At 36.7% G+C, this 14306-nt stretch carries 12 protein-coding genes; 6 read left to right on the top strand and 6 right to left on the bottom strand.

Annotated features, from left to right (window positions below):
• Positions 1-251 precede the first annotated feature (251 nt).
• Genes BM141_RS16570 through pstB form a run of 4 tightly spaced genes read left to right on the top strand, consistent with a single transcriptional unit; the run spans position 252 to position 3886 of the window.
• Positions 252-1085 (top strand): phosphate ABC transporter substrate-binding protein, encoded by an 834-nt coding sequence (locus BM141_RS16570; protein ID WP_091548627.1) that lies wholly within the window; start codon positions 252-254, stop codon positions 1083-1085.
• 9 nt (positions 1086-1094) lie between these two features.
• The gene (pstC, locus tag BM141_RS16565; RefSeq protein ID WP_221407697.1) at positions 1095-2276 is read left to right on the top strand and encodes a phosphate ABC transporter permease subunit PstC; all 1182 of its coding nucleotides are present in this window, start codon (positions 1095-1097) and stop codon (positions 2274-2276) included.
• Positions 2277-2279: 3 nt separating this feature from the next.
• Entirely contained in the window at positions 2280-3137 is an 858-nt protein-coding gene (gene pstA / locus BM141_RS16560) for a phosphate ABC transporter permease PstA (RefSeq protein WP_091548586.1), read from the top strand.
• Complete coding sequence (gene pstB / locus BM141_RS16555; RefSeq protein WP_091548585.1) at positions 3134-3886, top strand: phosphate ABC transporter ATP-binding protein PstB; 753 nt, start codon at positions 3134-3136, stop codon at positions 3884-3886. The genes pstA and pstB overlap by 4 nt, the downstream gene beginning before the upstream one ends.
• A 21-nt stretch (positions 3887-3907) precedes the next feature.
• Here the strand turns inward: pstB and BM141_RS16550 are convergent, their stop codons facing one another.
• Positions 3908-5848 carry a tetratricopeptide repeat-containing sensor histidine kinase gene (locus tag BM141_RS16550; protein WP_091548584.1) on the bottom strand — a complete coding sequence of 647 codons (1941 nt, stop codon included), beginning with the start codon at positions 5846-5848 and terminating at the stop codon, positions 3908-3910.
• Between the two features lie 117 nt (positions 5849-5965).
• Positions 5966-7081, bottom strand: a complete 1116-nt coding sequence (gene ald / locus BM141_RS16545) for an alanine dehydrogenase (RefSeq protein WP_091548583.1) — start codon at positions 7079-7081, stop codon at positions 5966-5968.
• A 302-nt stretch (positions 7082-7383) separates the two neighbouring features.
• Between ald and BM141_RS16540 the strand changes: the two genes are divergently transcribed.
• The gene (locus BM141_RS16540) at positions 7384-8157 is read left to right on the top strand and encodes an alpha/beta fold hydrolase (protein ID WP_177217421.1); all 774 of its coding nucleotides are present in this window, start codon (positions 7384-7386) and stop codon (positions 8155-8157) included.
• A gap of 62 nt (positions 8158-8219) precedes the next feature.
• Here the strand turns inward: BM141_RS16540 and BM141_RS16535 are convergent, their stop codons facing one another.
• The 4 genes from BM141_RS16535 to BM141_RS23685 all read right to left on the bottom strand — a co-directional run bounded on the left by BM141_RS16535 (position 8220) and on the right by BM141_RS23685 (position 10690).
• Positions 8220-8654: a thioredoxin fold domain-containing protein gene (locus tag BM141_RS16535; protein ID WP_091548581.1), complete on the bottom strand. Its 435-nt coding sequence runs from the start codon at positions 8652-8654 to the stop codon at positions 8220-8222.
• Positions 8651-9727 carry a hypothetical protein gene (locus tag BM141_RS16530; protein WP_091548580.1) on the bottom strand — a complete coding sequence of 359 codons (1077 nt, stop codon included), beginning with the start codon at positions 9725-9727 and terminating at the stop codon, positions 8651-8653. Before BM141_RS16530 ends, BM141_RS16535 begins: the two co-directional genes overlap by 4 nt.
• A gap of 223 nt (positions 9728-9950) precedes the next feature.
• Positions 9951-10463 carry a hypothetical protein gene (locus BM141_RS16525; RefSeq protein ID WP_091548579.1) on the bottom strand — a complete coding sequence of 171 codons (513 nt, stop codon included), beginning with the start codon at positions 10461-10463 and terminating at the stop codon, positions 9951-9953.
• Between the two features lie 101 nt (positions 10464-10564).
• On the bottom strand, positions 10565-10690 hold the full coding sequence (locus BM141_RS23685) for a hypothetical protein (protein WP_262509464.1): 126 nt from the start codon (positions 10688-10690) through the stop codon (positions 10565-10567).
• Positions 10691-11220: 530 nt separating this feature from the next.
• On the opposite strand from BM141_RS23685, the gene BM141_RS16520 reads away from it, so the two are divergent.
• Positions 11221-14306 (top strand): Kelch repeat-containing protein (locus BM141_RS16520; RefSeq protein WP_091548578.1); only part of this gene is annotated, 3086 nt, incomplete at its 3' end.

Raw genomic sequence — 14306 nt, 5'->3', positions numbered from 1 at the left:
TTGTCAAAATTAAATTAATTTTTAGTTTAGGTGAATATAAAGGTATGTGTTTTTAGACAAATACCCCTCAGAAGGCTCTCTAAGGCAGTTTTATCTTTTAAAAAATTCTTAATTTCTTAACATTAGATGGGCTTTTTTAAAGGTTTATTCATGCCTTCTTTACCTCCATCTTTTATTGCTTCCCTAACTTTGCATTTTAATTGATGTCCCAAAAATTTTCATTTTTATTTTATCAAATTTTAGTTTACCAAATGAAGCAATTTTTCCAATTTGTAGCTATTTTATATTTTCTATATACAGCTAACCTGTCTTTTGCCCAAATCAAAGTCAAAGGAAGTGATACTATGCTTCCCTTAGTACAGGAATTAGCGGAAATTTTTACCACTAAGCAAGGAGGCGTACCCGTAGCTGTTACTGGTGGAGGAAGTGGGACAGGTATTAATGCCCTCAAAAGCGGCTCTACCGATATAGCGATGTCCTCGAGAGCAATGAAAATGGGGGAAAAAATCTCTTTCGAGGAAGCAAAAAAAGGAATCAAAGAAATTGTCATAGGCTTCGATGCACTTTCTATTATCGTTCACCCTTCCAACAAAGTAAGCAACTTGACAAGGCAGCAGTTGGAAGGAATTTTTACAGGGAAAATCACCAATTGGAAGGAAGTAGGAGGCGAGGACTTGAAAATAGTGCCTTATACAAGAGAATCAAGTTCAGGGACTTATGAGTTCATGAAAGAATATGTGTTAGACGGAAAAGAATTTACTAATACGGCAATCTCTTCCCCTGCTACGGCGGGCATTGTGCAGTCTGTGAGCCAAACCAAAGGAGCGATAGGTTACATAGGACTGGCTTATTTAGAAGACATTGTAAAGCCTATAGCCGTTTCTTTTGATGGGACTAATTTTATTACACCAAGTTTCAAAAATGCAGTTGATAAGAAATATCCCATTATCAGAGAGTTATACTTCTTTCATACCAAAAATGATGAAAATAAGGTAAAGGCTTTTACTACTTTTGTTTTATCAGACATTGGGCAAAAAGCCTTAGCCCACAAGGGGTATATTCCTGCTGTCATCAAAGCAAAATAATTGTATTGAATGAGAATCAAGTATTTAGGAGAAAAAATCATAGAGGGATTCATTTATGGAAGTGGTTGGATTACTACCCTTGTGGTAGTAGTGATAGTGGTTTTTTTGTTTCGTGAAGGAAGTGGACTATTTAATAAAAAACCCTTAGAAGAAGGTTACGGCATAGTTATTAATGCCGAGAATAAGGTAAGGGAAATTACTGCCCAAGAGATAAGACAAATTTTTGAAAAAGACATTACTAATTGGAAAGAATTGGGGGGAGCAGATGAAAAAATTGTAGTTTTTAGTCTTTCTAACATAGATAAATACTTCACAGAAAAGGACTTAGGTGAATCTTTTAGCTTATTACCTGAAAAAATTAAAGAGTTTGTCCAAGAGAACAAAGGTGTAATCGCTGTTTTTCCTGAAAAATACTTAGCTACTTCTTTAGTGCATTTGGAAATCGCTCCTATTTCTTTCTGGAGTTTTATCAGCGGAAAAGACTGGTATCCTACGGCTACCCCTTCCCCTCAGTTGGGCGTATTAGCTATCATTTTAGGCACGCTCTGGGTAAGTTTGGGAGCGATGCTTTTTGCCTTACCTATTGGCATTGGTGTAGCTATCTACATGGCAGAAATTGCAGAAAAACGAGTAAGAGAGCTATTGAAACCCTTTATTGAGTTGTTAGCAGGGATTCCTTCGGTGGTTTTTGGATTTTTTGGCTTGGTGTATATCGTTCCTCTTTTGCAAAATTTATTTAATCTTCCTGTAGGGGAAACTGCCTTAGCAGGAAGTATTTTGTTGGGAATCATGGCTTTACCTACTATTATTACTCTTTCCGAAGATGCGATTCGCAGTGTACCTAAAGAGTTGAAAGAGGCAAGTTTTGCCTTAGGAGCCAATCACTGGCAGTCTATTGCAAGGGTAATCGTACCTTATGCTAAATCGGGGGTTATTTCTGCTTGTATCTTAGGCATAGGTAGGGCAATCGGCGAAACTATGGCTGTACTCATGGTTACGGGCAATGCGGCAGTCATTCCTACAAGTTTTTTAGAACCTGTACGTACCATTACCGCAACGATTGCTTCGGAACTGGGCGAGGCACAGCAAGGAGGCATACACTACGAGGCACTGTTTCTCTTAGGGAGTATTCTTTTTATCATTACCTTCTTAATCAATTGGATAGCTGAATTAGTTACAAGGAAAAAATAGGATATGCAAAACGCAAAAAATATCAAACAAGCTCTTGCTTTTACTGTTTTCCGAATCTTAGCGGGTTTGGTAGTAGGTATTTTATTGACCGTTTTTCTTTTCATTTTCTTGAGAGGCATTGGCATTATCAGCTGGGAGTTTTTGACTGCTGCCCCCAAAGAAGGAATGTTGAAAGGGGGAATTGTAACGGCAATTATTGGTACTTTTCTCTTAATATTTTACAGTGCCTTGATTGCCTTTCCTGTGGGAATTTTATCAGGAATTTACATGAACGAGTACCTCAAAGACGGAAAAGTAAAAAGATTTATCACTATTATTACCAACAACTTAGCGGGTATTCCTTCGGTAGTTTTCGGCTTATTTGGCTTATCTATTTTTGTGAATACTTTGGGCTGGGGAGTAAGCGTAATTTCTGGAGCATTTACTTTGGCAATTATGATTTTGCCGATTGTCATTCGGACTACAGAAGAATCTCTCAAGCAAGTAGAATATAATTTTCGCTTGGCAAGCTATGCTATGGGAGCAACGAAGTGGCAAACTATCTGGAAAATCGTTTTGCCTACAGCGATGCCTAATATCATTACAGGACTAATTTTGTCGGTGGGTAGGGTAGCTGGGGAAACAGCTCCTATTATTTTTACGGCAGTGGCGTATTTTCTCCCTACTATTGACTTTTCAATAGACAAACCTGTCATGGCTTTGCCTTATCATCTTTACGTGCTTTCTACGAGTGGCATCAACTTGCAAGCCTCTCGTGATGTAGCTTTTGGAACAGCTTTGGTGTTAGTAAGCCTTATTTTTATTTTGAATTTATTGGCAAATTTTCTTAGAAAAAGACTTAAAGTAAGTAGTACAAAATGAGCCTAATACAAACAAAAAATCTACATCTGCACTACGGCAATTTTCATGCGTTAAAAGACGTAAATATTGAGATTGGTCGCAACGAAGTGGTGGCTCTGATAGGACCTTCGGGCTGTGGAAAGTCGACTTACCTGCGTACCCTTAATCGCATGAATGACTTGATAGATGGCACAAGCATCAAAGGCGAAATCATCATAGATGGGCAAAATATTTATGATAAAAAATTAGATGTCAATGAATTACGAAAAAAAGTAGGCATGGTTTTCCAAAAACCTACTCCTTTTCCAAAAAGCATTTTTGAAAATGTGGCTTATGGCTTGCGAGTAAACGGCATTCATAAAAAGGCTGAGGTAGAGGAAACAGTAGAACAATCTTTGAAGCAAGCGGCACTCTGGGACGAGGTAAAAAATGACTTGAAAAAGAGTGCTTTAGCCCTTTCTGGTGGGCAACAGCAACGCCTGTGCATAGCCCGCACTATTGCCGTAAAACCCGAGATTATACTCATGGACGAGCCAACTTCTGCCTTAGACCCTCTTTCTACCTTACAAATAGAGCAACTCATAGAAGAACTGAGAAAGACTTTTACCGTAGTGATTGTTACGCACAATATGCAACAAGCCTATCGCATTAGCCACAAAACCGCTTTTTTCTACTTAGGAGAATTGATAGAATATGCTGACACTAAACAACTTTTTGAAAACCCTCAACATGAACGTACTAAAAACTACGTGCAGGGGAAGTTTGGATAGAAAGGTAAAGTTTTCAATTTTTTAGGAAGCAGGAAGTGTAAAAAAGAAAGTGCTACCTTGGTTGGGTGTACTTTCTACCCAAATTTCTCCTCCATTTTTTTCTATAAATTCTTTGCAAAGAGGTAATCCCAAACCTGTGCCTTTTTCTCCTGCTGTTCCTTTGGTACTGCTTTTATAGCCTACATCAAAAATATGAGGAATAAAATCAGGGCTTATTCCTACCCCTGTATCCCTGACAGCAACTTGTACTTTGCCATCTTTTACTTCCGCACTCAACTCTATCTTTCCATTTTGAGTAAATTTGATGGCATTATTGATGAGATTTCTAAGAACAAAATGTAAATGGTCTGTATCTGCTATAACTTTCAAGTTAGCAGAAATGTGGCTTTCTAATTGATTAGCTTTGGCTTGAGCCGCAGGTAGGGAAAGCATGATTTGCTCATCGATTACTTTTACAAGGTCAATGACTGCGGGTTTATAGGCTACGTTTTCCATTTGTAATCTTGCCCAAGTCAGCAAGTTATCAGCAAGTTCAAGTGTGTGATTAACAGCGTATTGAAGGTCTGATGCTATTTTCTTAATTTCCTCTGGATTCATTTCTTGAGCATAGTTCGCCAGCATACTTGTAAATCCTTTAAGCGAGTTAATAGGGCTTTTTAGGTCGTGAGCTATGATAGAAAAGAACTTATCTTTGGTTTTATTCATTTTTTCTAACTCTTGTTTTTGCTCACTAATTGCTTGATTTTTTTCATTCAAGAGTAGATTGATTTTTTTCTGCTGTTGGTGATTTCTATAAAATGAAAAAGCAATAACGCCTATAAAAACTAAGAATAGAGCTAAAAAATATCCTAAATATTGTTGTTGTCTGATTTTTACATCTTGAATAATTTTTTCATTTCTTAGGTTTAAGATTTGCCTTTCTTTTGCATTCATCTCGTATTGGGCTTGTGCTTCTGCTATTTTTGCTATACTCTCTTCGCCCAAAATAGAATCACTCATAGCAATATATTTTTTTTGATACCAATACGCCTGATTGATTTGGTTTCGGGCAGAGTAGATAGTAGCTAACTGCTTATAGGCATCTCTCATACCTGACTTATGTGCAATTTTTTCAGAAGTTTGCAAGGATTTTTGAGCATATTCCAGGGCTTGCTTTATTTCTTTTTTTTGCAAATAAATAAATGATAAGGTTAAAAAAGCTTCTTGTATAAGAATTTCTGAGGTGTTGTAACCAATTTCGTCTATTACTTTTTCAAATTCTTTCATTACCAACAGAGCGGAATCAAGTTTTTCTCTCTTATAATACAAAAAGCCTAAGTTGTTCAGGTTATGTGCCAGATTGATTTTACCTTGTGGTGAATGAATCGCTCTGTTAATTGCCAAAGAACGTGCAATATACTCCGATGCTTGTTTGTATTCTCCTTTGGAAGAGAGTAAGTTAGCCAAATTATTCAAGCAGGCGGCAGCTCTCAATTTTTCGCCAAGAGGGGTAAAGATTGCTAAAGCTTTTTGGTAGTACTCATAGCTATATGGTATGTTGCGTTGTCGATTGTATATATTTCCCAAAGTCAGGTAAGTATTTGCTATGCCCAAGGAGTCATTGATGTCTTCAAATAGTTGAAGTCCCTCCAAAGCATTCTCCACAGCCAAAGTATAATCTCCTCTATTCCAATGTATGCTTGACTTAGTGCGATAAGCATACGCTAATCCTTTTTGATACCCTATTTTTTGACTCAGAATAATAGATTCATCAACATACCCTACAGCTCTGGCAGGGTCTATGTTTCTCCATTCCCATGCCAGGGCATTTAATACCTCAACCCTTTCTTTTGCTTTGGTAGTAGTAAGCAAAGCAGAAAGGCTATCAATTATAGGATTTTTAGTAGGTCTATCTTGCGCCTTGATAGGTTTAGGACAGAGAGATATAGAAAGTAAAAAAGCTAATAAAATGACGATAGGCATGAGATGACTTTACTTGATGCTGCAAAATAGACTTAATATACAAACTAAAAAATCATTAATCTGTAAAAAATTGACCTTATAAAGTTTGAAAACACTATAAGGTCAAATCAAAGTAGATTAAGCCAAAACTTCGCTTACCTCTGTATAGGGCAAATTCCATGCCTCTGCTACTCCTTTGTAAACCACTTTTCCATTTACTACATTCAAACCTAACAGTAAATCTTTACTTTCTTTGCAAGCTTTTCTCCAGCCATTATTTGCCAGTTGGATTACGTAAGGCAAGGTAGCATTGGTAAGGGCAACAGTAGAGGTATAAGGCACCGCACCGGGCATATTAGCTACGCAGTAGTGAACTACATCGTCTATGATGTAAGTAGGGTTTTCGTGAGTGGTAGGACGGCTTGTTTCAAAACACCCCCCTTGGTCTATCGCTACATCTACCATAACCGTACCTGCGTGCATATATTTGAGCATATCGCGCGTAATGAGTTTAGGGGCTTTGGCACCTGGTATAAGCACCGCTCCAATAATCAAATCTGATTGCTTAATTTCTTGAATAATATTATATCTACTTGACATTACAGTAGTTACATTGGCAGGCATGATGTCGTCCAACTGGCGAAGGCGCGGAAGGCTAATGTCCATGAGTGTAACATTGGCTCCTAAACCTGCTGCCATTTTTGCAGCATGAGTCCCTACAATTCCACCGCCTAAAATCAATACATTTGCCGCTTTTACACCCGGTACACCTCCTAAAAGAATCCCACGTCCTTTGATGGGCTTTTCTAAGTATTTCGCTCCCTGTTGTACAGACATCCTTCCTGCCACCTCTGACATGGGGATTAGCAAGGGCAAGCTACGGTCAGGACGTTCTACGGTTTCATAAGCCAAGCAAACTGCATTGCTTTTAATCATGGCATGAGTGAGTTCTTCCGAAGAGGCAAAGTGAAAATAGGTGAAAACCAATTGGTTGGGTTTAATCAAATCATATTCCTGCTCGATAGGCTCTTTTACTTTGACTATCATCTCTGCAATATCAAATACTTCTTTGGCTGTAGCCAAAATCTCTGCTCCTACTTCTTTGTATTCCTCATCAGTAAATCCACTGTTTTCGCCTGCTCCAGTTTGCACATATACCGTATGCCCTCGTTCTACTAACTCATCTGCACCTGCGGGCGTAAGTGCCACGCGATTTTCATTATTTTTAATTTCTTTTGGAACGCCTACTATCATATTTTTTCGTTGTTTATGCTTTGTTTTTTTAATGTTAAACTTAATGTTACAAAGGTATAAAGTATTTCACAAACACATTCTAAGTCTTTTAGAAAAATCATTTTTTGTTCAGAATTAAAATAGGTTTGTTTTGATAAAAAATCAGTATATTTGTTTTCATTCAGTTTTTATACACAAATCCAATGCTAATCCATAGGGTTTTTAAAACTTACATCAAACAGTTTCTAAGTTTAAAAAATTTAGTCGTTTTTTCTATTTTTCTTGCTTTTACGCAAATGTTCTCCTCTTGTTTGCAATTTCGTATGAGTGATAAGAAGGTGGCTAAATACTTTCAAAATAAGCAATACAAGCCAGAATTCCATACCTACCAAGTAGGGAAAAGAACGATGCACTATGTAAGTATTGGAGCAGATACCTTGCCCACCGTACTGCTTATTCATGGCTCTCCAGGGGCTTGGGACGCTTTCATTGACTACTTAGGAGATTCAAGTATGGTAGAAAAAATGCGGCTCATTGCGGTAGATAGACCGGGTTTTGGAAAGTCCAATTTTGGGAAAGCAGAAAGAGATTTGGCAAAACAAGCCGCACTTATCAAACCTATCTTAGAAACTAACAAATCAGGCAAATCTATGATTTTAGTAGGGCATTCTTACGGCGGTCCCGTCATAGCACGCTTAGCTATGGATTATCCTGACTTAGTCAGAGGGCTTATATTTTTAGCCCCCTCCATAGCTCCAGAGTTAGAGAAAACAAAATGGTTTCAATATCCTGCTGAGTGGTTACTGATTAATTGGTTACTTCCGAGAGGATTGCTCGTTTCTAATCGAGAAATTAGACATTTAAAAGAAGATTTGGAAAAAATCATTCCTTATTGGGGAAATATTAATAAACCTGTGATTTATATTCATGGGGAAAAAGACTCGCTTGTGCCTATTGCCAACGCTGACTTTGCTCATAAAATGCTTGTCAATGCCAAAGTAGAGATGATCAGAATCCCCAATACAGACCATTTCATTCCTTGGACTCACGAAAAATTAGTCAAAGATGCAATTTTTAAGGCAGTGAAAGAGTTTTAATTTTGTGATGTCTTAACGTGCTATTTTGCAAAATAGGCTTTCTTTTATTGGAAAAGCTAATATTAAAAAGTTTCTTGCAAAAGTTTGATAATTCCTTGGGCTGTAACTATACCAAAAGCCCTTTGTACTTCTTTTCCATTTTTATCGAGAATGACTATAGTGGGATATACTCTAATATGATGACTTTTAGCTATATCAAGGCACTTTAAGTATTCTTCCTTGCCAAATTTGTCAGTAATATTTAACTTAGCAGCAATCATATTTTGATTGACAAAGTTAGCAAGGGTTGTATCACTAAATACCTGATATTCTAATACTTTACAAGGCATACAGCCTTTTAAAGTTGCATATAAGAAAATTGATTTACCTTGTTTTTGAGCTTGGTAGGCAATGCTATCTGGTTCATAATTTAAAAAATTGATTTTGGATTGGCTTAATGATTTATTTGAAATCAACAAGTATAAAAACAAACAGAGCAAAGTTATTAATTCTTTCATATTCCTAAAATTTTCAGTTTGTAGATGAATTGAGGTGGAGTTTCACCATCAGGATTTACTTTATACGTCCAAATAATATTATTTTCTATGCTAATAATCCTGTATTCAGTGGGAAATGGAATATCTGTCCTTAGTTTTTTCTTTTGATAAATCTGCATATATCGCCTCCTTCTTTCTTCTTCTACAACTGAAGGGCTGTATTCCCTATAAATCTTATCACTTTGGGCATCATAGTAGGCTTGACCATATACAGGGTTCCTGGATGCGTTACGTTCCATGAATTTCTCAACCTTTTGCAAAAAACCTCTGCTTGTATCTTGTGTATAAAATAAATATGGAAAAGTATCATTCTTGGTCATATATTTACCTTTCTCTCCCAATACTTCTATTTCCTTGCCCTCGATATTATAAATCCGTATTTTTTCACTTGCTCCTTCTGTAGTGATAAGATGACCCTTTTTCCCAAAAGTAATAGTTTGCATATAAGTATACCCAAGAGGCAATTTTTCTTGGTAAATCTTATCGTGAGGGATTATCATTCTCTCTATAGATGTATATGCAGTATCTACCATATTTTTCTCAAAAATCGCATACATAGGTCTTTGGTAAAAGTCTTTGTTACATACATCTACAAGATTAGATTTAGTTGAGGGAGTATAAATTCTAACCAAATAATAATTCTTTTTATTACTTTCTTGCACTAAAAAACCCACATCAGGCACAGCTATAGTCCTGAAAGAATCATTAGGATTTTTATAAGAAAGTTTATGACGTGGCTGCTTAAATAATTCGTAGGAGTATCTATCTATACTTGAACTTAATAGGTAAATTGTTTTTTCGCCTACGTACATATTTCTATATAACAATTTTACCTCCTTACTACTATTAACTAATAGAGCCTTACCAGGACTTAAAATGGCATCTTTCAGAGGATTGAGATTTATATCTGCTATTAATAACCTTTCACTTACAAAGTCATAAATAAAAAATTTGTCATTCTTCTTTTGAATAAGAGGAATATTGCTAAATAATTTATCTTTAAGTGGGATTAGTAGAGAGTCTAAAACTATCACATTATTATTATTTTGACCTAAACAGTGTAGATGTGATAGGACAAGCAATATCAATAATAATTTCATAAGAAATGTTAGAATATTATATTTATGAGTGAGAAGGGAAATAGAAGCTTTGAGTTAGCTCCTTATTTACCCATCAAAACAATTTATCTAGCGATTTCACAACAATAAGGTATGCATTCTTCATAAGGTTCTCCTCCATCAGGAGGAATAATTTCTTCTACATAACCACATCCTGAACTTGAGCCCCAGGTAAGCAATGCCCATTAAAACAAATAGGACTCGGACGGCTGTTAAAACAACTACACGTAGCATTCATCATATTTATGATATTGTCTTCACTCTCTTTAAATAGGAAATATCTATCTCGCTGGTCATAAAAACCTCCTACGAATATATTTGAAGTAAAAGACAAGTCTTTCTTAAATTTAAAATTTGTAGGTAAATATCCTTTATCATTAATAGTATAAAAATTAATACTTTCATTAGTTTCAATAAAATGAGCAGCAAATATTCCTTTCGGTTTTTCATAAGTTTTAAAAAATCTATCATCTAAGACAGCCATATACATTTGAGGTTTAATGATAATAGTTTCTTTATCTGATTGCAGTTCAAAACCTTCTACTAAAGCAAGAAACTTATTTGTATCTACATTATTAACTTTATTTTGAGTATTTACATAAATCAGTGACTTACCAGTTTTTGCTTCATAAAATTTAAGAAAATCACTCACTAATATACCAGGTATTCCCTCTTTTACTAAATTTTTCTTTGATTCGCTAATAAATAAATCAACAAACTGCTCATCTTTTAAAAATGGTGCTAAAAATTTTGCTATAAAGTCAAGTTTTTTTTTGCTAATTCCCTCTGTTCCTGTGAAATAAAAAGAAAACCAATGCCGTTCTGTTTCATATAAGCTGTCAAAGCAATATCTTTGTCATTTTTAGAAACAGTTTGCATAGTTTCTCTAACCTCTCGTTGATTTTGACACGCTGACAAGAAAAATATCAGCAAAAGTATAGCAAATGAATGAATGAAGATTCACTCTTGATAAGATTTCTCATGTGATTTTTAGTTTTAAATTAAAAAAAATGTTATTGAATATCAAATTAAAGAAAAAATATTAATAAGAGTAAAATTTTATGTTAAAAGTATATTTACTAACTACAATGAAGTGTCCAATGACACAAATTGGCAGCAGTCTGCTCAAAAAACCGACAATAGCAAAAGAAAAAACCATACTACTTGATAGCAGTAGTTGTACTTGACTAAAAATTAGATTTTTATGATTTATTTATGCAATTATGAAAATTTTTTACTTTATTTTTGTATGCCCCTTGTGTTTGTAACTTTATATCACTTTTCAAAACTTTCTTTACACTTCCTAAATTATCAGTATTATGCTTAGAAATAATAGGCTATTATTATGCCTTTTCTGTATTTCATTTTTTTATAACCCCTACCAACTTTTTTGCCAAGGTACATGGTTCATGCGTACAGCTGCGCCTACTGGTGCGGAACGCCATGAAAATGCTTTTGTCAAAGTAGGCAATAAACTTTATCTATTGGGGGGTAGAGGAATCAAATCGATACGCATCTATGATACGCAAACAGATAGCTGGAGTCAAGGCGCAGCACCTCCTATAGAACTACATCACTTCCAAGCTGTTACTTGGAATAACCTCATATATGTCATAGGAGCATTCACAGGAAGCTATACGGATAATAGTGGTGGTTTTATAGGAGAAAAACCCGTAGGATTTATTTACACTTATAACCCCACTACCAATACATGGCAGAAAGGCTCAGCCATTCCTCGACCAAGAGGCTCGGCAGGGGCAGTCTTACACAACAATAAAATATACCTTGTCAGTGGACAAACGCAGGGACATACAGGAGGTTGGGTAAATTGGTTTGATGAATACGACCCCGTCACAGATACATGGCAAACTCTACCCAACGCCCCACGTGCCCGCGACCACTTTCACGCCGTCGTAAAAGATAACAAACTTTTTGTAGTGGGAGGGCGTAGGACTAATAGAAATGCTAATGTTTTTGCCAATACAGTCCCCGAGGTAGATGTATATGATTTTGCTCAAAATAAATGGCTCACTGACAGCAATCTACCCCCAGAGGAGTTTTTGAGTATTCCACCCATACCTACTCAAAGAGCAGGAGCATCAAATGTGGTTGTAGGAAATGATTTATTGGTCATTGGTGGAGAAAGTACTGCTCAAACCACTGCACATAGTGAAGTAGAAGCCTTAGATTTAGAAAATCTTACTTGGAAACAGTATGCTCCTCTAAAGCGTGGAAGACATGGCACGCAAGCCATTCTTCACGCAGAGAAAGTCTTTATTGCAGCAGGTTCAGGCAATAGAGGAGGTAGTCCCGAGCTTACCTCCATGGAAATGTTTTCTCCTGAAATAGCCTCCCCTCCTGGTGATTATCCGAAGTGGACTCGAAGGGCTGATGCAGCAAGTAATCGCTTTGAGGCTGCCAGCATCGTTTATCAAAACAAAATTTATATCTTTAATGGACTTTTAGAAAATCTGACACTCAATAATACTTCAGAAGTCTATGACCCTTTTACCAATCAATGGACTCAGATTGCCTCTATCCCCAACCAAAACGGGAAACCTTCTGGGCTTACACATTACGGAATAGCCTTAGTAAGCGATACAGTGTGGATAGTGGGAGGCAGATTAGAAGGTACTAAAGCAGTAACCGATAAAGTTTGGAGATACTCCATCAGTACAAATACTTGGTCTGAGGGAGTTCCTTTGCCTATCAAATTAGCTTCTGGTTCTTTGGCTAAATTAGGGCGTAAATTGTACTTATTTGCTGGAGGCACGCATTTGCCTAACAATGTCAATCAGTTTTGTATAATGACGCAAACCCACTACATACTTGACCTTGACAATCAAAGTGCAGGTTGGCAAAGCGTGCGAGCTCCTTTCCCAAGCGGTTTTGAGCGAATCCACGGAGCTGTAACTACTGCCAAAGGCAAGATTTACTCTATTGCAGGTCAATTAGGACATGATTGCAATAATAATGATATTGCTTGGGTCTTTTCTTATGACCCTTACCTCAATAAATGGACTCGTTTAGCAGATTTTCCCAAAGCAAATTCTCATGCAGAACCAGGTACCTTTACTATTGATGGGCGAATTATTACCGTAGGAGGTGAGTTTTCAGGAGAAACTGTCATGGAGTATTTGCCTAAGACTAATACATGGAAGCAGATAGATACACTTCGCAATGAAAATAATGCCATCATGAAACTGCTTGCTCCTTCTGCCAAAGTAATAGGAGATAAGCTAATTGTTTCAAATGGAAGTACAACGTCAGGTGGCTCTGCCCCAATTAAAAATACATACATCAAAAATTTTAATAGAACTCCCGTCTATGAATTAGGTTTTCTTCCTGAAAATATAAATATCGGCTTAGACTCTGGAATTATTCGCAAAAAATCTGCTTGGCTATGGACTGTAACAGGCACCGCCAATTATGAAGTTAATTTATCTAACCTCCCCTCTTGGCTTTCTGTAAAAAAAGATGCAGGAAATATGGTAGATGAAAGTGCAGTTGAGTTTGAATTAACTTTTAACACACAAGGGCTAAGTAAAGGCATTTATACTTATGAAATTATAGCTACCGCTCAGGGCTATAAAACAGCCAAATTGCTAATTTCTTTAAGTGTCGGTGATTTCGCTCCAAATTTGGAAGCAATAGCTAATCAGACTCATCAAGAAGAAGAAAATATTGACCTCCAAGTAAATGCTTATCATTATCGTACTGTAGTCTATCAGGCTATCAATCTACCTAACGGCTTATCTATCGATACTTTATCGGGAAAGATAAGCGGTACTATTGCAAAAAATACTTACCTAAATAGCCCGTATCAGGTTAGAATCATTGCCAAAGATGCGGCTAATCATAATTTGAGAGATACCGTTAATTTTACTTGGGAAATCTTACAAGGCAAAGTTATTCAAAGAATCAACGCAAGCGGAACGGCAATCATAGCATCTGGAAAGTCTTGGTCTGCAAGTCAGTTTTTCTCTGGAGGAGCAGATCAAAGCACTACCATAGCCGGAGATATTCTTGCTACTGACGGCGATGCGCTTTTTATTAGCTATTACACAGGAAGTGCAAACCTTACCCCTTTTAGTTTTGCCTACCCTAATCTACCGAATGGCACATACAAAGTCCGACTACATTTTGCAGAGGTTTACTGGGGAGTACAAGTTACTGGCAGTACAGGCAAAAGAGTATTTAGTGTTAGTATAGAAGGAACGAATCCTACTAATTTGCAAAATATTGACCTTAATGCTATTGCTTCGCCTCCTACGGCTATAGTAAGAGAAGCTACTGTAAACCTAAGTGATGGTACATTAAACATTACTTTTAGTGCCAGCGTAGATAGACCTCTTGTATCAGCCATAGAAATCATAAGAATAGAAAACTCTCTCCCACCCCAATATACCTTACAAATCAGTGCAGAAAATGGAGGTACAGTCAATAACATCGCTGGCAACTACCCCGCAGGCACAAGCCTCACCGCACAAGCTAC

Source organism: Thermoflexibacter ruber (assembly GCF_900113045.1).
In the GTDB taxonomy this organism is placed as follows: domain Bacteria; phylum Bacteroidota; class Bacteroidia; order Cytophagales; family Thermoflexibacteraceae; genus Thermoflexibacter; species Thermoflexibacter ruber.
The sequence above is the reverse complement of the archived record's forward strand: the minus strand, read 5'-3'. Positions and strand labels throughout refer to the sequence as shown.

Bases quoted from the DNA above. Each gene is read 5' to 3' on its own strand.
- BM141_RS16550 (WP_091548584.1), bottom strand. From the start codon at position 5,848: ATGCCTATCGTCATTTTATTAGCTTTTTTACTTTCTATATCTCTCTGT.
- BM141_RS23685 (WP_262509464.1), bottom strand. From the start codon at position 10,690: ATGCAAACTGTTTCTAAAAATGACAAAGATATTGCTTTGACAGCTTAT.
- pstC (WP_221407697.1), top strand. From the start codon at position 1,095: ATGAGAATCAAGTATTTAGGAGAAAAAATCATAGAGGGATTCATTTAT.
- BM141_RS16540 (WP_177217421.1), top strand. From the start codon at position 7,384: ATGAGTGATAAGAAGGTGGCTAAATACTTTCAAAATAAGCAATACAAG.
- pstB (WP_091548585.1), top strand. From the start codon at position 3,134: ATGAGCCTAATACAAACAAAAAATCTACATCTGCACTACGGCAATTTT.
- BM141_RS16570 (WP_091548627.1), top strand. From the start codon at position 252: ATGAAGCAATTTTTCCAATTTGTAGCTATTTTATATTTTCTATATACA.
- pstA (WP_091548586.1), top strand. From the start codon at position 2,280: ATGCAAAACGCAAAAAATATCAAACAAGCTCTTGCTTTTACTGTTTTC.
- BM141_RS16535 (WP_091548581.1), bottom strand. From the start codon at position 8,654: ATGAAAGAATTAATAACTTTGCTCTGTTTGTTTTTATACTTGTTGATT.
- ald (WP_091548583.1), bottom strand. From the start codon at position 7,081: ATGATAGTAGGCGTTCCAAAAGAAATTAAAAATAATGAAAATCGCGTG.